This is a genomic window from Kribbella catacumbae DSM 19601 (assembly GCF_000372465.1).
In the GTDB taxonomy this organism is placed as follows: Bacteria; Actinomycetota; Actinomycetes; order Propionibacteriales; family Kribbellaceae; genus Kribbella; species Kribbella catacumbae.
On sequence record NZ_AQUZ01000018.1, the window covers coordinates 124,277 to 140,902 of the forward strand.

General features: G+C 67.3%; 20 protein-coding genes. 10 read left to right on the forward strand and 10 right to left on the reverse strand.

Translation table 11 applies throughout. The features are described 5' to 3' along the window. Positions 1-254: 254 nt before the first annotated feature. Entirely contained in the window at positions 255-1,385 is a 1,131-nt protein-coding gene (locus A3ES_RS0120145; protein ID WP_020388648.1) for an LLM class flavin-dependent oxidoreductase, read from the forward strand. Beyond that, positions 1,382-1,984 carry an FMN reductase gene (locus A3ES_RS0120150; RefSeq protein ID WP_020388649.1) on the forward strand — a complete coding sequence of 201 codons (603 nt, stop codon included), beginning with the start codon at positions 1,382-1,384 and terminating at the stop codon, positions 1,982-1,984. Before A3ES_RS0120145 ends, A3ES_RS0120150 begins: the two co-directional genes overlap by 4 nt. Before the next feature lie 84 nt (positions 1,985-2,068). Here A3ES_RS0120150 and A3ES_RS0120155 read toward each other — a convergent pair whose 3' ends face one another. Continuing rightward, on the reverse strand, positions 2,069-2,863 hold the full coding sequence (locus A3ES_RS0120155) for a TetR/AcrR family transcriptional regulator (protein ID WP_020388650.1): 795 nt from the start codon (positions 2,861-2,863) through the stop codon (positions 2,069-2,071). A gap of 111 nt (positions 2,864-2,974) precedes the next feature. Here A3ES_RS0120155 and A3ES_RS0120160 point away from each other — a divergent pair, with 111 nt between their 5' ends. From A3ES_RS0120160 to A3ES_RS0120170, 3 genes are all read left to right on the forward strand, one after another. Further along, entirely contained in the window at positions 2,975-3,928 is a 954-nt protein-coding gene (locus A3ES_RS0120160) for an ATP-binding cassette domain-containing protein (RefSeq protein WP_157630633.1), read from the forward strand. Then, entirely contained in the window at positions 3,925-4,719 is a 795-nt protein-coding gene (locus A3ES_RS0120165) for an ABC transporter permease (protein WP_020388652.1), read from the forward strand. The genes A3ES_RS0120160 and A3ES_RS0120165 overlap by 4 nt, the downstream gene beginning before the upstream one ends. Positions 4,720-4,785: 66 nt before the next feature. Continuing rightward, positions 4,786-5,730 (forward strand): FkbM family methyltransferase, encoded by a 945-nt coding sequence (locus tag A3ES_RS0120170; protein WP_020388653.1) that lies wholly within the window; start codon positions 4,786-4,788, stop codon positions 5,728-5,730. A gap of 27 nt (positions 5,731-5,757) precedes the next feature. Here A3ES_RS0120170 and A3ES_RS0120175 read toward each other — a convergent pair whose 3' ends face one another. Then, complete coding sequence (locus A3ES_RS0120175) at positions 5,758-6,525, reverse strand: SDR family NAD(P)-dependent oxidoreductase (protein WP_020388654.1); 768 nt, start codon at positions 6,523-6,525, stop codon at positions 5,758-5,760. Positions 6,526-6,612: 87 nt separating this feature from the next. Between A3ES_RS0120175 and A3ES_RS0120180 the strand changes: the two genes are divergently transcribed. Beyond that, positions 6,613-7,152, forward strand: coding sequence for a GNAT family N-acetyltransferase (locus tag A3ES_RS0120180; RefSeq protein WP_020388655.1), 540 nt, complete (start codon positions 6,613-6,615; stop codon positions 7,150-7,152). 30 nt (positions 7,153-7,182) lie between these two features. Then, positions 7,183-7,560 (forward strand): hypothetical protein, encoded by a 378-nt coding sequence (locus tag A3ES_RS0120185; RefSeq protein WP_020388656.1) that lies wholly within the window; start codon positions 7,183-7,185, stop codon positions 7,558-7,560. A gap of 10 nt (positions 7,561-7,570) precedes the next feature. Here A3ES_RS0120185 and A3ES_RS0120190 read toward each other — a convergent pair whose 3' ends face one another. Both A3ES_RS0120190 and fgd read right to left on the reverse strand, forming a co-directional pair. Next, positions 7,571-8,395, reverse strand: coding sequence for a DUF72 domain-containing protein (locus A3ES_RS0120190; RefSeq protein WP_020388657.1), 825 nt, complete (start codon positions 8,393-8,395; stop codon positions 7,571-7,573). 7 nt (positions 8,396-8,402) lie between these two features. Then, a complete protein-coding gene (gene fgd / locus A3ES_RS0120195) occupies positions 8,403-9,407 on the reverse strand; it encodes a glucose-6-phosphate dehydrogenase (coenzyme-F420) (protein ID WP_020388658.1) in 1,005 nt (334 codons plus the stop codon). Between the two features lie 224 nt (positions 9,408-9,631). Between fgd and A3ES_RS0120200 the strand changes: the two genes are divergently transcribed. Further along, positions 9,632-10,471: an alpha/beta fold hydrolase gene (locus A3ES_RS0120200; protein ID WP_026163035.1), complete on the forward strand. Its 840-nt coding sequence runs from the start codon at positions 9,632-9,634 to the stop codon at positions 10,469-10,471. A gap of 83 nt (positions 10,472-10,554) precedes the next feature. Here A3ES_RS0120200 and A3ES_RS0120205 read toward each other — a convergent pair whose 3' ends face one another. The 3 genes from A3ES_RS0120205 to A3ES_RS0120215 all read right to left on the reverse strand — a co-directional run bounded on the left by A3ES_RS0120205 (position 10,555) and on the right by A3ES_RS0120215 (position 13,638). Further along, entirely contained in the window at positions 10,555-11,136 is a 582-nt protein-coding gene (locus A3ES_RS0120205) for a GNAT family N-acetyltransferase (RefSeq protein WP_020388660.1), read from the reverse strand. A 154-nt stretch (positions 11,137-11,290) separates the two neighbouring features. Next, entirely contained in the window at positions 11,291-11,614 is a 324-nt protein-coding gene (locus A3ES_RS0120210; RefSeq protein WP_020388661.1) for a hypothetical protein, read from the reverse strand. A 32-nt stretch (positions 11,615-11,646) separates the two neighbouring features. Next, positions 11,647-13,638: a heavy metal translocating P-type ATPase gene (locus A3ES_RS0120215; protein WP_020388662.1), complete on the reverse strand. Its 1,992-nt coding sequence runs from the start codon at positions 13,636-13,638 to the stop codon at positions 11,647-11,649. A gap of 73 nt (positions 13,639-13,711) precedes the next feature. Here A3ES_RS0120215 and A3ES_RS0120220 point away from each other — a divergent pair, with 73 nt between their 5' ends. Continuing rightward, positions 13,712-14,053, forward strand: coding sequence for an ArsR/SmtB family transcription factor (locus A3ES_RS0120220; RefSeq protein ID WP_020388663.1), 342 nt, complete (start codon positions 13,712-13,714; stop codon positions 14,051-14,053). 6 nt (positions 14,054-14,059) lie between these two features. Here A3ES_RS0120220 and A3ES_RS47725 read toward each other — a convergent pair whose 3' ends face one another. Together A3ES_RS47725 and A3ES_RS0120230 are read right to left on the reverse strand one after the other, a co-directional pair. Continuing rightward, positions 14,060-14,398, reverse strand: coding sequence for a hypothetical protein (locus A3ES_RS47725; RefSeq protein ID WP_020388664.1), 339 nt, complete (start codon positions 14,396-14,398; stop codon positions 14,060-14,062). Positions 14,399-14,456: 58 nt separating this feature from the next. Continuing rightward, a complete protein-coding gene (locus tag A3ES_RS0120230; RefSeq protein ID WP_020388665.1) occupies positions 14,457-15,104 on the reverse strand; it encodes a winged helix-turn-helix transcriptional regulator in 648 nt (215 codons plus the stop codon). Between the two features lie 64 nt (positions 15,105-15,168). On the opposite strand from A3ES_RS0120230, the gene A3ES_RS0120235 reads away from it, so the two are divergent. Continuing rightward, the gene (locus A3ES_RS0120235; RefSeq protein WP_020388666.1) at positions 15,169-15,975 is read left to right on the forward strand and encodes an alpha/beta fold hydrolase; all 807 of its coding nucleotides are present in this window, start codon (positions 15,169-15,171) and stop codon (positions 15,973-15,975) included. Here the strand turns inward: A3ES_RS0120235 and A3ES_RS0120240 are convergent. Beyond that, the gene (locus tag A3ES_RS0120240; protein ID WP_020388667.1) at positions 15,940-16,602 is read right to left on the reverse strand and encodes a TetR/AcrR family transcriptional regulator; all 663 of its coding nucleotides are present in this window, start codon (positions 16,600-16,602) and stop codon (positions 15,940-15,942) included. The two genes, A3ES_RS0120235 and A3ES_RS0120240, sit on opposite strands and share 36 nt — an antisense overlap. Positions 16,603-16,626: the final 24 nt, after the last annotated feature.

The following is a 16,626-nucleotide window of genomic DNA, read 5'->3' on the forward strand; positions in this document are numbered from 1 at the left end:
CGGGTAAGTCTCGGCATGGAAAACGCTCCTCGGGGCGGCGAGGTTTCGCAGGACGGGACCTAGTTTCACTGGACGGAATCAGCCTGACAAGAGCCAATCAGCCCTTGAGCCCGGAATGGGCGATTCCCTCGACCTGGACTTCGACAGCCCGCTACCGCCGGCCGGTCGCCGATGATGGAATGAGCCGCTGCGGATTGGCGTTCACCACGGTGAGGTAGTTTAATCGTGAACTACCAAGATCTCGAGGAGCGCAGATGCAGTTCGGTGTGTTCACCGTCGGCGACGTGACCAAGGACCCGGTCAGCGGCCGGACGCTGACCGAGGGCGAGCGGATCCAGCAGATGGTGACCGTCGCCCTGAAGGCCGAGGAAGTCGGTCTGGACGTGTTCGCGACCGGCGAGCACCACAACCCGCCGTTCGTACCGTCGTCGCCGACCACGCTGCTCGGCTTCATCGCCGCCAAGACCTCGAAGATCCTGCTCTCCACCTCCACGACGCTGATCACCACGAACGACCCGGTGAAGATCGCCGAGGACTACGCGATGCTGCAGCACCTGGCCGACGGCCGGGTGGACCTGATGATGGGCCGCGGCAACACCGGCCCGGTCTACCCGTGGTTCGGGCAGGACATCCGCAACGGCATCCAGCTCGCGGTCGAGAACTACGCCCTGCTGCGCCGGCTCTGGCGCGAGGACGTGGTCAGCTGGGAAGGCAAGTTCCGTACTCCGCTCGAAGGCTTCACCTCGACCCCGCGCCCGCTGGACGGCGTACCGCCGTTCGTCTGGCACGGCTCGATCCGCAGCCCCGAGATCGCCGAGCAGGCGGCGTACTACGGCGACGGGTTCTTCCACAACAACATCTTCTGGCCGGCCGACCACACCGCGCGGCTGATCCAGCACTACCGTTCGCGCTTCGAGCACTACGGTCACGGCGCCGCGGACCAGGCGATCGTCGGGCTCGGCGGGCAGGTATTCATGCGCAAGAACTCGCAGGACGCGCGGGCGGAGTACCGGCCGTACTTCGACCACTCGCCGATCTACGGCGGCGGCCCGTCGATGGAAGACACCATGGAGCAGACCCCGCTCGCGGTCGGCAGCCCGCAGGAGATCATCGACCGGACCATGACGTTCCGGGAGAAGTTCGGTGACTACCAGCGGCAGTTGTTCATCGCCGACCACGCCGGCCTGCCGGTGAAGACGGTGCTGGAGCAGCTGGACATCCTCGGCGAGGAAGTGATTCCCGTACTGCGTAAGGAGTTCGACGCATTGCGACCGGCGCACGTACCGGAGGCTCCGACTCACGAGTCGCTGAAGGCGGCGGCCGATCGGGGCCGTGCGCTCGAGACCGTCAGCCCGGAGGTCGTCGGCCTGGAGGGGACCCGATGACCGAGCGCACGATCGCGGTGGTGACAGCCGGCCTCACGACACCTTCGTCGACGCGACTGCTCGCCGATCGACTGTCCGCCGCTGTCCGAGACCAACTGGACGGACGCGGTACGGCGTACCGGGTCGAGGTGATCGAGCTGCGTGAACTCGCGCATGATCTGACCAACAACCTGCTGACCGGCTTCCCGTCGCGGGAGCTCGGGAAGGTGCTCGAGACCGTTGTCGCGGCGGATGGTCTGATCGCGGTGACGCCGACCTTCAGCGCGTCGTACAACGGCCTGTTCAAGATGTTCTTCGATGTCCTGGACGACCAGGCGCTGGCCGGCAAACCCGTCCTGATCGCCGCAACCGGCGGCACCGAACGCCACTCACTCGTGCTGGATTTTGCGCTGCGGCCACTCTTCTCGTACCTGAAGGCGGTAGTGCTGCCGACCGGCGTCTACGCCGCTTCCTCCGACTGGGGAGCGGGCGCCACCAAACTCCACGGACGCATCGACCGCGCCGCAGCAGAACTAGTCGATGCCATGAGCAACGAACGCCGGGCACCCGTGGATCCTTACGCCAACCCGACGCCGTTCGAGGATCTGCTCAACAGCTGAGATCCGTGCCGATCGACAGGACATAGTCCCGAATTCCTGACCCCTGACCTACTCCCTGAGCGGGCGAGGCTGCGCGGCTCCGGACTATGTCCTGTCGATCGGGACACCACCGCCGCGCTCAGCGATCAGAAGAGCTGTGCCGTCGAGGATTCGGGTTAGGCCGAAGGTGAGGGCGTGGGCGGGGTCCATGGTGGCTTGGTATTCCTGGCCGGCTGAGGTGCCGACGCGGCCGGCTACCGGGAACTTGTCGGCCAGGCCGGCCATGTAGCGCTCCAACACCGGACTCGTGGTCAGCCACCACTCCTCGTCCGACATGCCGGACTCCTGCTGCGTCCGCAACTGCTCGGCGGCCGCTCGGGCCGTGCCCGTGACATGCGTGATGACGAGGGCGAGTGTCGAGTCCATCTCGACGTCGGTGAGGCCGAGGCCGTCCAATGGGCGGAGCTCGGCTTCGTACTTGAGGCTGATGTTCGGCCCGAGGGCATTGCGCCCCGCCGAGATGTCGTGGAGCCATGGGTGCCGGGTCAGCACGTCCCAGTTGCGGCGGGCGATGAACTCGAGCGCGCCACGCCAGCCGCCCGACTGACGGGACGGCTCGTCGACGTCGGCGTACAGGCTTCCATAGACGGTGTCGAACATCAGGTCGGCCAACTCGCCCTTGCCCGGTACGTGCGTGTAGAGCGACATCGTGCCGACCTTCAACTGCTCGGCGACCAGCCGCATCGAGACGGCCTCGAGCCCGCTGGCGTCGGCGAGCCCGATCGCCGCCTGGACGATCGAGCGCACCGTCAGCCCGGATCTGCCCGGCTTGGTGTGACTGCCCCAGAGCAGCGCCAAACTGCGCGCCGGATCGGATGGCGCGGTCTTCTTTCCACTCACAGCTTTCCACTCACGGGAACAAACTCCAGCCGGTCGTCGTTGACCCGATCGTACCTGAGTCGTACGGTGTACGGTACAGTCTACGGCTCGCGCCGAACGAGAGGGTGGGAAGTGACTACGGAGCGTGTGATCGAGGCGTTCGAAGTACGCAAGAACTACGCCGGAGGCACCGAGGGGGCGGGGCTGAACGGATTCGACCTGGAGGTGAGCGCCGGCACGGTGACCGGCCTGCTCGGGCCGAACGGGGCCGGCAAGACGACAGCGGTACGGATCCTGGCGACCCTGCTCACGATGGATTCCGGCGAGGCACGGATCGCCGGGTACGACGTCCGCCGGCAGGGCGCGGAGGTCAGGCGCAGGATCGGCCTGGTCGGCCAGTCCGCCGCCGTCGACGAGATCCTCACCGGCAAGCAGAACCTGGTCATGTTCGGCCGGCTTAACCATCTCGGCCATGCCAAGGCGGTACGCCGGGCCGACGAACTGCTCGAGCGCTTCAGCCTGACCGAGTCGGCCGCGTTGCCGGCTTCGAAGTACTCGGGTGGGATGCGGAGGCGGCTTGACCTGGCCGCGAGCCTGATCGTCGCGCCGGCGGTGCTGTTCGTCGACGAGCCGACCACTGGGCTCGATCCGGGCGGGCGGGCCGAGGTGTGGTCCGCGGTGCGCGAGCTCGTGAAGGGCGGGACGACGGTGTTGCTGACCACGCAGTACCTGGACGAGGCCGACCAGCTGGCCGACCGGATCTCGATGCTCAAGGCAGGCAAAGTCGTTGCCGAGGGCACCCCGGATGCGCTGAAGGCCCAGCTGGGCGCGGACTGGCTGGACCTGGTGGTCACCGAGCAGGACGACGTCCAGCACATCCGGCAGCTGGTCGACCGGCTTGCCGACGGCGAGGTCCGGGTGGACGGGTTGCGGGTGAGCATCCCGGTCAAGGACCGCACCCGGGCACTCGTCGAGGTCGCCACTTTGTTGCAGGGAGCAAATATCGAACCGGAGGACATCACTTTGCGCAGACCGACCTTGGACGAGGTCTTCCTGAACCTGACCGGATCGGGGGTGCCGGCATGACGGCGCGACTGGGCTGGGCCCTGGCGGACGGCTGGACGATCACCCGGCGGGCTTTGCTGCACTGGCGGATGCAGCCGTGGCCGGTGATCTTCGGCTGGTTCTTCCCGGTGCTGATGTTGCTGATGTTCGGCGCCCTGCTCGGCGGCGCGATGGAGACCCCGGCCGGTGAGTCGTACTACGAACTGCTGGTGCCGGGCATCTTCGCGCTGGCGATGCTGTTCGGGCTGGAGGCGACGATGACCGCGGTCACCACCGACGTGGCCAAGGGCGTCACCGACCGGTTCCGTTCGCTGCCGATGAGTTCGGCGGCGGTTGTTCTCGGCCGGTGCATCGCGGATCTGCTTGATTCGGCTGTCGGGTTGCTCGTGCTGAGCGGCGCCGGGCTTGCGCTCGGCTGGCGGTGGCACGGCAGCATGCTCGAGGCGCTGGCGGCCTTCGGGCTGCTTCTGCTGCTGCGGTTCGCGCTGCTCTGGGTCGGGATCTTCATCGGGCTCGCCGTGAAGAACGCCCAGAGCATCATGGCCGTGCAGGTGCTGATCTGGCCGATCGGATTCCTGTCCAGCGCGTTCGTCGCCACCTCGACGATGCCCGACTGGCTCGGCACGATCGCCCAGTGGAATCCGCTGTCGGCGGCGGCGACCGCCGCCAGGTCGCTGTTCGGCAACCCCGATCCGTCGGCGGCCTCGTGGATCGGCGACCACGCTCTCGAAGCCGCGATCATCGGCCCGCTGCTGCTGACCGCGATTTTCCTGCCGCTGTCCGCGGCCACCTTCCGGCGGCTGTCCAACTGAAGGTCTTGCGCTGATTCTTACTTCCCGGCGTGAATGATCCTGCCCGGAAACGGGTAACGATGGGGGATGGAGTATCGCGATGGAGTCGTCCGCCGGGCGGCGTGGGAGGTTCCCCACGCCGCCGGGCGGTCGCTCGGCGTCGATGCCGCGCGGCGGATCGCGCGAGTGGTGGGCTCCGCCGAGGGCCTGACCGAGGCCGGCGTCACGCGAGTCGCCAACCGGATCTCACCGCGGGTCGCGGACCGGAATCCGCACCTGGTGAAGATCTCGCCGGAGTGGGCGACGACCGACATCGCAGTACGGCGACAGGGTCTGCGGTGGCATCTCGACCTCCGCGACAACCTGCAGGCGGTCCTGTACTACGCGGGGCGCTACGAGCCGGCCGTCACGCGCTTCCTGCGCTCCGAGTTGAAGCCGGGCGACGTAGTACTGGACATCGGGGCGAACATCGGGCTGCACAGCCTCGGCGCGGCCAAGCAACTGCGTGACCTCGGTGGTGGTCAGGTGATCGCCTTCGAGCCGGCCGAGGATTCGTTGGACAAGCTGCGCGCCGCGGCCGAGAGCAACGGGCTGGCCGACCTCATCACGCTGGTACCGGTGGCACTAGGCGAGCGCAAGCACCAGGCGGCGCTGCACGCGGACTCGCGCTATGACCCGGCTGACTCGGGCGTCCGGTCGCTGCAGGCGGATGGCGAGGTCGTCCAGGACGTACCCGTGATCCGGCTGGACGACTGGGTGCGCGAACGGTCGCTGGAGCGCCTCGACGTGGTCAAGCTCGACGTCGAGGGCTCAGAGACGGCCGCCCTCGCCGGCGCGACCAGGACGCTGATCCGGCTACAGCCGCGCGCCGTACTCGTCGAGGACAAGCGTGCCGACCTCAGGCCGCGGCTGCACGCAGTACTGGATGAGCTTGGTTACCGGTCGACCGGAGCGACCTTCGACCACAACACGCTCTTCCGGCCCGACCGCCGCGAGCAGGCCGCCGTCACCCGACGCCACTCGGTGCGCTGACGGCCGTCACCCGCGCGCTGATAGCCGTCACGGCATCAGCTGGCCGCCGTTGACCTCGATGATCTGGCCGGTGACGTAGCTGCTCATCGCGTCCGAGGCGAGGTAGAGGATGGTGCCGACGCATTCGCGCGGGGCGCCGGTGCGGCCCATCGGGATCGCGGCGCGCATCGCCTGCAGCTGCTCGTCGCCGGTGTGCCGGTCGTGGAAGGGCGTCCGGATGACGCCGGGCGAGATCGCGTTGACGCGGATGCCTTCGGGCGCCAGCTCCTTGGCCAGACCACGGGTGAACGTGCTGACAGCGCCCTTGCTGGTCGCGTAGACGACCGAGCCGCCGCCTCCGCCGTGCCGTCCGGAGATCGAGGTGACGTTGACGATCGCGCCGCCGCCCTGCGCGCGCAGTACCGGCACGATCCGCCGGCACATCGCGAACACCGACGTCAGGTTGACGTCCATGATCCGGTGGAACTCCTCGTCCGGTAGGTCGGTCACCGGCGCGCGCTTGACCAGGTCACCGGCGTTGTTGACCAGTACGTCGATCCGCCCGTGCCGCGCGAGCACCTCGTCGATGAGCGCGGCGGCGGAGTCCGCGACCGCGAGATCGGCCTGGTGCACCGACGCCGTACCGCCCGCGGTGCTCACCGCGGTCGACGTGTGCCGCACGCCCTCCTCGTTGCGGTGGTAGTGCAACGCGACCGTCGCCCCCGCCTCGGCAAACCCCACCGCGGCCGCCGCCCCGATCCCGCTGCTGGCCCCGGTGATGAGGACGACCTGATCCCTGAAGTCAAGAAATGCCATGAGCTAGACCCTAATGCGGCGTTAGGGGGTTGGCAGAACGCGCCGTGCAGGGGTTTGGGGACGGTGACCCGGCGGTAGCCTCGATGAATGGGGTATGACCTGGCGAGGCTGGACCTGCGTCGTTGGCGCGTGGCTGATGCGTTGCGGCTGACCGATGCCCATCGGGAGCCCGACATGGTCAACCAGGGCGGCATCCGCGACACCGCGAGCGCGGTCGACTGGATCGGCCGGGTGGCAGACCTGGACAACGGGCACGTGTACGCCGTCGCGGATGCCGACGACCATCCCATCGGCTGCGTCGCGGTGACCAACATCGACCGCCATCAGGTCGGCTGGACGTGGTACTGGACGATCACCGACGTCCGCGGGCAAGGGGTGGCCAGGGACGCCCTCCGTGCGCTCGTCGACTGGGCGCATCACGATGCCGGCCTCTATCGGCTGGAGCTCGGCCACCGCACCAACAACCCGGCTTCGTGCGGGGTGGCGGGCAGCGCGGGCTTCCTCTTCGAAGGCCTCGAACGTCAGCGCCTCAACTACGACGGCACCCGGTACGACGTGGAGCGGCACGCCCGGCTGTCGACCGATCCGCTCGAACACCCGCAACGCCCGGTCACCATCACGACCTGAACGCACCACCCGAACCGCTACCGTTCTGGCATGGCGAAGAGCAGCAAGGGCGAGACCTTCCTGTCGGTGGTGATCGGCGGGTCGGCCGCGTTCGGGCTGATCGTGATGACCCGGCGAGCCTGGGATGCCTGCCACGTCGTACTGACCGGAAAAGTCAGCAACGGGACGACGCTGTTCTTCGTGGGCATCCCGGTGTCCTTCGTGGTCAACATCGTGCTGTTCAACCTCGTCTTCCGCTTCATGCGCCGAGGCAAGGGCGGCAAGTGGACGATGCCGCTGCTGGCGGCCGCGATCGCCATCGCCATCGCCGATCTCGCCCTGTTCTCCTGGGCCGGTACGCCGGAAACCCTGCCCGGTACCTGTCCGGGCAACATCCCCCCGTGGTGGCCTAAGGGCGTCCCCAGCTGACCGGCGAAGGTCAACCGGTCCCCAATCGTCCGGCCAGCGCCTCCGCGTCGAACGGCGCCCGCACCTTGACGTCGTTGTCGAAGTACACGTAGACGTCCTGGTGCCAAGCCTGGATCTTCTTCGCCCACGCGTCGAGCGCTTTGTCGTCATATCCACTCACATAGAGCTCCTCGGCCCCGTGCAACCGGACATAGGCGAAGTCCGCGGTGATGGCGTCCAGCAGCGGCCATTTGCCCGCGCTGTCCGCGCAGACCACGGCGATATCGTGCTCGCGCAGGAGGTCGAGGAACTCCTGGTTCTGGTACGACGGATGCCGGATCTCGAGCGCGTGCCTGATCGGCTGATCCACCGGGCAAGTGAGGAGACTCCGGCCTTCCATCCGCTCATCGTGGCCCTTGGCAACCTTTGCCGCAGCGCTTGTTGTCCTGGGCAACAGGTCGAAGAACGCTGCCAGCCTTGCAGGTTCGTAGCCCAGCGTCGGAGGTAGTTGCCACAGCACCGGACCTAGCTTGTCGGCTAGTGCGAGCACGCCCGAGGCGAAGAAGTTGGCCAGCGGGGCTTCCACGTCGGCCAATTTCTTCAGGTGCGTGACGAACCGCGGTCCCTTGACCGAGAAGACGAAGCCGGGTGGCGTCTCGTCGTACCAGCGCTGGTACGACGTCGGTCGCTGCAGCGAGTAGAACGAGCCGTTCAGCTCGACCGAGTTCAGCCTGCGGGAGGCGTACTCCAGCTCGGCCCGTTGCGGCAGGCCGTCGGGGTAGTAGACCTTGCGCCAGGGTGGGTAGCGCCAGCCGGAGATCCCGATCCGGTACTGCGAATCCGGCCAGCGCTCCATCGTGGGGTCAGCCCAGTTTGCGGAGAAGCGGCAGGACGTCCGAGGTGAACTGGGTCAGGAAGCGCTCCTGGTCGTGGCCCGGGCCGTGCATCACCAGGTGGTTGAAGCCGGCATCGAGGTACGGCTGGAGCTGGGCGACCGCATCCTCGGGATCGGAGGCGACGATCCAGCGCTTCGCGACCTGCTCGATCGGCAGTTCGTCGGCCAGGCGCTCCATCTCGGTCGCGCTGTCCACACTGTGCTTCTGCTCCGGAGTCAGCGACAGCGGCGCCCAGAACCGGGTGTTCTCCAGCGCCTGCGCCGGGTCGCGGTCGTAGGAGATCTTGACCTCGAGCATCCTGTCGACCGCGTCGACGGAACGCCCGGCCTTCTCGGCGCCCTCCTTGACGGCCGGCAGCAGCTTCTCGGTGTAGAGGTCCATGCCCTTGCCCGAGGTCGCGATGAAACCGTCGCCGACCCGGCCCGCGTACTTCGCGACGAGCGGGCCGCCGGCGGCGACGTACACCTTGATCGGGGTCGCCGGGCGGTCGTAGATCGACGCGTTGACGGTCGGGTAGAACGGTCCTTCCGAGCTGACGCCCTCCTGGGTCCACAGGTTGCGGATGAGGTCGACGGCCTCCCGCAGCCGCGCGAACCGCTCCTTGAACTCCGGCCACTCCCGGCCCGAGACGGCGATCTCGTTCAGCGCCTCACCGGTGCCGACGCCGAGCATGATCCGGTCCGGGTAGAGCAGCCCCATCGTCGCGAACGCCTGCGCGATCACGGCCGGGTTGTACCGGAAGGTCGGCGTGAGCACCGACGTACCGAGCAGCGCCCGGTTCGTCCGCTCCCCGACAGCCGCCATCCAGGCGAGCGCGAACGGTGCATGCCCACCCTCGTGCCGCCACGGCAGGAAGTGGTCCGACACCGTCACGCTGTCCAGCCCGAGCTCCTCGGCCCGTACCGCGTACTCGACCAGATCCCGCGGCCCGAACTGCTCAGCTGACGCCTTGTACCCGACCCGAATGCTCACCCTTGACTCCCAACTCGTCACCAGTCCTACCCCCACTCTGCCACCCAACCCGGTCGGCCCCCCGAATGTTCCGGTTTTGCGTTGTGAAGCGGTTAGCGGCATCGTGGTGAACCCGCAGGGCACCAAGGCTTCCATGGATTCGTCGCCTCGGTGCCCTGCTTTCATCCCGCGTGGGGCTACTAATCCTGTTGCCCGGTGCGGAGCGTGTTGAGATCGTCATGGGCATGCCGACCTTCTCCGCACCCGACGGGACCGAGCTGGCCTACCACGAGTTCGGGCAGGGTGCACCAGTCGTCTGCCTACCGGGTGGACCGATGCAGGCTTCCGAGTACTTCGGCGAGTTGGGCGGCATGTCGGAGTACCGGCGACTGGTGATGCTGGATCTTCGCGGTACCGGGGAATCCGCAGTACCGGCGGACACTACGACGTACCGGTGTGATCGGCAGGTCGAGGACGTGGAGGCTCTGCGGAAGCACCTCGGCCTCGAGCAGCTGGATCTGCTCGCCCACTCGGGCGGCGCCAACCTGGCGATGCTGTACGCCGCCTGGTACCCCGAGCGGGTCAGCAAGCTCGCACTGATCACCCCGAGCGTCTACGCGGCCGGCCTGACGATCTCCGGCGAGACGCGCTTGTCGCAGGCCCGCCTCCGTGACGGCGAGCCGTGGTTCGCCCCGGCGTACGCGGCACTGGAAGCCATCACAGCGGGCGAGCACACCTCTGAGAACTGGGAAGCGATCACACCCTTCTCGTACGGCCGCTGGGACGCAGCCGCGCAGGACTTCCACACTCTGGAAGACATACAGCGCAACAACGAAGCCGCCGCGCTGTACAGCTCCGAAGGCGCTTACACCCCGCACTCCACGCGCGCCACCCTCGCGACGTTCCCTGCGCCTGTGCTGCTCACCGCCGGCGAGTACGACCTGGGCGCCCCGCCTACCACTGTCGCCGAGCTAGCGGCCCTCTTCCCCAACTCCCGTGTCGTCGTTCACCCGGCCGCCGGCCACTTCCCCTGGCTCGACGATCCGGCAGCTTTCGCTACTACCTTGAAGGGTTTCCTTACCTGATGGACGGCCGGCTGTCGAAGGTTCGGTTCGAGATCATGCCGTGGGCTGGTGTCAGGCTGGATTGAGTGAGCGACCGCGCGAGGCTAGCGGGTTGCCGGCGCAAGCTGGGAGGCGTCGGGCCAGGTCATGCGTTGGCCGTTGGGGGTGCCGTTGAGGCGGGTTGGGTCTCCGCCGGGTGGGGGCACGGGTGCGGTGTCGGCGCGGGTGGCTCCGGTGGCGAGGTAGAACTGCTGGGCGGCGGTGTTCTGCTCCAACACCCATAAATACAAGGCTTTGGCGCTTGCGCGGTCGATCGTGGCTTGGGCGGCGTGGTTCAGGAGTTGGGTGCCGATGCCGGTACGGCGTTGGGTGTGGTGGACGTGGAGGTTGTCGACGAGGCTGCCCCACTTCGGGTCAGTGTCGAACATGACATGCACGAAGCCCGCCAGCTGTCCGTTGCGCTCGGCAAGGACCGTTGCGCTGTCGCCTGGTACCGATAGCCGTCCCGACCACACCTCCACACGATCGGCGACGACGTCTCCATCGAGGAACGAGTCGGCATAGGCGCCCCGGTAATTGCGTCGCCAACTGTCCGCATGCAGCACCGCGACCTGCTCCGCGTCATCAGGTCCGGCCGAACGGAACCGCAGCAGCCGGGTCTCATCGGCGTACGGGGCAAACGTCATACAAAACCTCCAACTCGCAGATCGCCAGTACGAGCGTAGCGAGCATGGTGGCCCGGGATTTCCCCTATCCACATACTGAATGCGGGCTGTACTGCCGATTCGTTCAAGATGACCCCGTACTGCGAGTGACACCGGCGACAGCAGGTCCCAGGAGCTATCGCTGGGGATGAGCCCGCCGCGCTTCTCCGCTGATTCGCCAGTCGAGCGAGACCCCTTCAGGCACCTGCTCCCACTGACCCCAGCCGTCACAGTCACCTCGTCGGCGCAGTAGCGCCGCCGGATTCTCCGACAACACCTTCCAGGCTCCGAGCTCCTGGATCTCCGTGGGACGTCCGCCGTTCTCGATCTGCTTCTTGTGCAATCCAGCATCACGAATACGCCGAAGGGCTTCCTGCCGGGTCTCCGCCACGACCGCGACTTCCGAGACCCACCAATCGGAGTCGATGTCCTGCACTTCGAAGATGAACACCGGCCCCATGCCCCGAGTGTGACACCTGCCCTGCCCGGCTGTCAGCGAGAATTGTGGGCGCTGGCGGCTTGGTTCCAGGCTTTGTTGCGGAGTAGGCGTAGGCCGTTGAGGCCGACGATGACTGTTGAGCCTTCGTGGCCGGCTACTCCGAGGGGGAGTGGTAGGTGGCCGACGAGGTCCCAGATGACGAGTCCGGTGATGAAGGTGCCCGCGATGATCAGGTTTGCGGTGACGACTCGGCGGGCTCGGCGGGAGAGTGCGATGACTGCGGGGATGGCGCTCAGGTCGTCACGGACCACGATGCCGTCCGCGGTTTGCAGGGTGAGGTCGGATCTGGCGCCGCCCATCGCGATGCCCACATGTGCCGCCGCGAGAGCAGGTGCGTCGTTGATGCCATCGCCAACGACAGTGACTCGTTGCCCACCCGCCTGAAGCTCACGAACCGCAGCGACCTTGCCATCAGGCAGTAGCCCGGCGCGTACGTCGGTGATGCCGACAGTTGCCGCAACCTGAGCCGCAGTAGCGGAGTTGTCTCCAGTGATGAGTACCGGCCGCTGACTGGTGAGCTGCGCCATCCGCCGTACCGCGTCGACCGCCTCAGGCCGGATCTGATCCACGATGCCAAGCACCGCGACAGGCTCGCCGTCGACCGCCATCACCACGGCGGTCGCACCGCCTTCAGCCAGCTCATCAACGTCCGCGCGAGCCTGTGTCTCAGCATCGGCAAAAGCTGCAGGCGCACCGATACGAACCACCCGGCCGCCAACCACAGCACTAACTCCTCGACCCGGCGCAGCCGTGAACTCCTCAACGGGCTGCAGCGCCAGGCCTCGAGCGCGCGCGGCACGAAGAATCGCAGCAGCAAGCGGGTGTTCGCTGGGATGCTCGGCCGAAGCCGCGAGGGTGAGGATTTCGTCCTCAGTGAGGTGTACTCCGGGCAGCAGCCGGACCTCGGCCAAGTACGGCGTACCACGAGTCAAAGTGCCGGTCTTGTCGAGCGCAACCTGAGTGGTGCCGCCGAGCTTCTCCATGACAACAGCCGACTTCACGAGTACGCCGTGGCGGCCGGCGTTCGCGATCGCGGCGAGCAGCGGCGGCATCGTCGCCAGTACGACGGCGCATGGCGAGGCGACGATCATGAACGTCATCGCACGAAGCAGCGTCGGCGTGAGCGGCTGACCGAGCAGCAGCGGAATCACGAACAGAGCAACCGTGGCGGCGACCATGCCCACGGAGTACCGCTGTTCGATCTTCTCGATGAACAGTTGCGTCTTGGCCTTGGTCCGCGCCGCCTCCTCGACCAGGCCGGCGATCCGTGCGACGACCGATTCCGTGGCCGGCCGATCGACCCGGATCCGCATCGCACCGGTGCCGTTCAAGGTTCCTGCGAACACCTCGTCACCGGTCAGCTTGTCCACCGGAAGCGGCTCGCCCGTGATGGTCGCCTGATCCACCTCGCTCGCGCCGTCAATCACCGTGCCATCAGCGCCGATCCGCTCCCCCGGACGGACCAGGACCTCATCCCCGACGACCAGGTCTGCGACCCGTACCGTCTCCTCGCCGTCGCCCGTCTCCACGGCCCGCCGGATCCGGGTGGCAGTGTCGGGCGCGAGGTCGAGCAGCCCGCGGACGGAGTCCTCGGTGCGTTTCGTCGCGACCGCCTCCAGCGCTCCGGAGGTGGCGAAGATGACGATCAACAGCCCGCCGTCGAGCACCTGACCGATCGCGGCCGCGCCGATCGCCGCGACGACCATCAGCAGGTCGACATCCAGCCGACGGTTGCGCAGTTCTTGCAGCCCCGCCCACCCCGGTTCCCACCCTCCGGCTACGTAGCAGGCGATGAACAACGACCAGGTCACCCATCCCGGACCGCCGGCCAGCTCGGCGAAGAGACCAGCAAGAAAAAGCACGGTCGCAACCGTTGCCCAGCGGACCTCCGGAAGGGTCCAGGCGCTACGCCACCAGCCGCCGGTCGCCACCCGCACTGGCAGACGGCCTTCAGTTGCGGTCGGGGCCTTGGTGTCGATAGTCACCGGAGCAGCGTACCTGCGCATGCATGCAGGTACGCAAGCAGGCAGGTAAGCAGGTACTGGCTAGACTCACGACATGCACTCGTCGATCGAGAACTTCGAGATGCCGAACGACGAACAGGTCCACCTGGCGGCCGAGTCGTTCCGGCTCCTGGCCGACCCAACCCGGATCAAGGTCCTGTGGGCCCTCCTCCAGGGCGAATCCTCAGTGGCCTGCCTGGCGGAACTGGCCGGCGTAGCACCAACCGCGGTGAGCCAGCACCTGGCCAAACTGCGACTCGCGGGCTTGGTCAGAGGCCGCCGCGAAGGAACGTTCGTCTACTACTCCGCAGCCGACGACCACGTAAAAGGCCTGCTGGACCAGGCCCTCTTCCACGCCGACCACCTCGACCGAAACCTGCCGGCACCGACCAAGTAGCTCGGGCTACGTTTCGACGCTTCGCCACCGTGCGGAATCGCGCCAGCCCGGCAGATCGAACGCCCAGCCTGTCACCAGGGAGTGGGCTGAACGCATGTCGCTGACCACGGTCCCGTAGTGGCGTTCGGGGCCACCGTCTCGATACTCGACGATGTAGCTTCCGTCGGGATTGCGGGAGGTCTGCGCGTAAACCTGCCCCGACGGATCCGCCAGGCGGTCGACGATCAGGAAGGAACTCTCCCCCGCCTCGATGTCCTCGAACATCAGGAACAGCGCATCCTCCGAGGGATCGTCGATCGTGTCGCCTGATTCTGCCGTTGCCCGAAGGGTCAGTCCTCGATCCATGCCCGCAATAGTGTCAGCAAATCGGTACACGGTGTCCTTTGTCGCGCGGTACTGCGAACTATCCGGCGCGGTGGTCGTCGAATGCGGCGAGGAAGCGTCGTAGTACGGCTGCGTCACCTGCTGTGGTCGCATCGCCGGATCGGATGACGTCGCGGAGTTTGCGTCCGTCGAACACGAGGTCCTGGACCGTGCGTACCGAGGCGGTGAGTACGGCGTCAGCGTCGGCCGTGCCCCGAACTGCGGTGAGCCTCCCGTCCTTCACCGCGAGGTGGAACGCGTCACCGGGCAACTCGAGTTGGACGGAGCAGTGCAGGTCGTCCGCAGCGATCGGGTCGAACGTAGTCCGCAGGGCGACGACCAGCGCGTCCGGGCTCAGCTCCGTCGCCGACTCGGGAACTGGCGGCAGAGGGCTGCCCCACTGCCCCAGCGCCAAGAGCACCGGTTCGAGCGCCCGTCCACGATCGGACAACTCGTAGACCAGCCCGGCGCCCGGCGGGAGGGAACGCCGGCGGGCCAGTACGCCGGAGTCCTCGAGCTCGCGCAGCCGCTGCGTCAGTACGTTCTGGCTCATGCCGGGCAGCCCACGATGCAGGTCAGCGAACCGCTTGGGCCCGAACAACAGTTCGCGGACCACGAGCAACGCCCACCGCTCGCCTACGAGGTCCAGGGCGCGGGCGATGCCGCACAGATCCCGGTAGCTGCGCACGTTGCACTTCCCATCAAGGACTTGTTACTCCTAAAGTAGGAGTAGTCTACCTGAGGAGACGATGATGCCGCATGTGACCTCGGCTGATGGCACGACCATCGGCTACGACCGCCTGAGCGACGACGGACCCTCCCTAGTACTCGTCGGCGGTGGCCTCGACGACGGCACCGAGAACGTCCCGCTAGGCGAATGGCTGGCCGAGACCTTTGCCGTGGTCAACTACCGGCGCCGCGCCCGCGGCGACAGCGGCGACACCTCGCCGTACGCCGTAGAACGCGAGATCGAGGACCTCGCAGCCGTCATCGAGGCGGCCGGCGGCAGGGCGCACGTGTTCGGCGCGTCCTCCGGCGGCGCGCTCGCGCTGGAGGCAGCCGCCGCCGGGCTGCCCATCGACCGGATCGCAGTACACGAGGTGCCCTACCTGCTGGGTGACGAACTGCTCGCGGGCTGGCGAGGCTACGTCGACGACCTCGACGCCGCGCTGAACGCCGGCGACCGCGATCAGGCGCTACGGCTCTTCATGCGACTGGCCGGTTCCTCGGAGGAAGACATCGCCGGCGCCGAGGCGGCCCCGGTCTGGCCCGCACTGGTAGCGCTCGCACCAACCCTCCGGTACGACGCCGCCTGCCTCGGCGACGGCCCACCACCCGCAGACCGACTGGCGAAGGTCTCCCAGCCGGTACTGCTAACCACCGGCGCAACCGTCGACCCGCACTCAGCCGGGCTACCGGTCGACTTCTTCGGCGCCGCCGCCGCCGACGCTGCTGCCGCCTACCTGCCAGACGCCCACCGACACACCATCAAAGTCGCCGGCCACGTCGCCGACCCGGCACTCCTAGGCCCGATCCTGTCCCACTTCTACACCTCCTAAGGCCAGGGAACGGCCGGAGTCGTCAAGAACTCTGCGAGCCTGGCCGACGGTGATTTGCGCGGCGACTCCGGCGATGTGCCGGGCGAGCGTGGGGCGGTCCGGAGTGGTGAATGGCTTCTCGGTGACTAGGACGTGATGCATCGCCGCGGTGATGATGAATGCGAACGCTTCGACATCGACGTCGCCCCGTACGTCGCCCGCGCGCTGCCGGGTCTTGAGGAACTCGGTCATGAGCGCTGCCCATGACCTGGTGAGCCCGGCGTCGGCCGCCGTACGGAAGAGTTCTTCACGTCGCGGACCGCGGGTGATGTGGTCGACAAGCACCGGCGCCAGCGAGGCGAAGTGAAGATCGGAGAACTCCATCAGCCGGTCCGCCAACGCGCCTCCCGGCCTGGTCACCCAGTCGTCGAGCTGCTGGGTGAGCTCGACCATCGAGGCCAAGGTCAGCTCCCAGACCAACTCATCGCGTGACGAGAACGCCTTGTACGACAGCCCGACGGCGCTACCCGCTTCGGCAGCGAGAGCCCTCATCGTCAGGCGTTCCAGGCCATCGCGCGCGATCACGGCTCGCGCGTGCTCGAGGAGATTGGTACGCAGCGCGTCGATGTCCGTGGCGGGGCGTGGCATCCGTCCTCCGAGGTGTTGACGCTG

Coding starts and splice junctions, on each gene's coding strand:
- A3ES_RS0120180 (WP_020388655.1), top strand. CDS start 6,613: ATGGGGTATGACCTGGCGAGGCTGGACCTGCGTCGTTGGCGCGTGGCT.
- A3ES_RS0120150 (WP_020388649.1), top strand. CDS start 1,382: ATGACCGAGCGCACGATCGCGGTGGTGACAGCCGGCCTCACGACACCT.
- A3ES_RS0120145 (WP_020388648.1), top strand. CDS start 255: ATGCAGTTCGGTGTGTTCACCGTCGGCGACGTGACCAAGGACCCGGTC.
- A3ES_RS0120170 (WP_020388653.1), top strand. CDS start 4,786: ATGGAGTATCGCGATGGAGTCGTCCGCCGGGCGGCGTGGGAGGTTCCC.
- A3ES_RS0120175 (WP_020388654.1), bottom strand. CDS start 6,525: ATGGCATTTCTTGACTTCAGGGATCAGGTCGTCCTCATCACCGGGGCC.
- A3ES_RS0120190 (WP_020388657.1), bottom strand. CDS start 8,395: ATGGAGCGCTGGCCGGATTCGCAGTACCGGATCGGGATCTCCGGCTGG.
- A3ES_RS47725 (WP_020388664.1), bottom strand. CDS start 14,398: ATGGATCGAGGACTGACCCTTCGGGCAACGGCAGAATCAGGCGACACG.
- A3ES_RS0120235 (WP_020388666.1), top strand. CDS start 15,169: ATGCCGCATGTGACCTCGGCTGATGGCACGACCATCGGCTACGACCGC.
- A3ES_RS0120165 (WP_020388652.1), top strand. CDS start 3,925: ATGACGGCGCGACTGGGCTGGGCCCTGGCGGACGGCTGGACGATCACC.
- A3ES_RS0120210 (WP_020388661.1), bottom strand. CDS start 11,614: ATGGGGCCGGTGTTCATCTTCGAAGTGCAGGACATCGACTCCGATTGG.
- A3ES_RS0120205 (WP_020388660.1), bottom strand. CDS start 11,136: ATGACGTTTGCCCCGTACGCCGATGAGACCCGGCTGCTGCGGTTCCGT.
- A3ES_RS0120200 (WP_026163035.1), top strand. CDS start 9,632: ATGCCGACCTTCTCCGCACCCGACGGGACCGAGCTGGCCTACCACGAG.
- A3ES_RS0120240 (WP_020388667.1), bottom strand. CDS start 16,602: ATGCCACGCCCCGCCACGGACATCGACGCGCTGCGTACCAATCTCCTC.
- A3ES_RS0120220 (WP_020388663.1), top strand. CDS start 13,712: ATGCACTCGTCGATCGAGAACTTCGAGATGCCGAACGACGAACAGGTC.
- A3ES_RS0120185 (WP_020388656.1), top strand. CDS start 7,183: ATGGCGAAGAGCAGCAAGGGCGAGACCTTCCTGTCGGTGGTGATCGGC.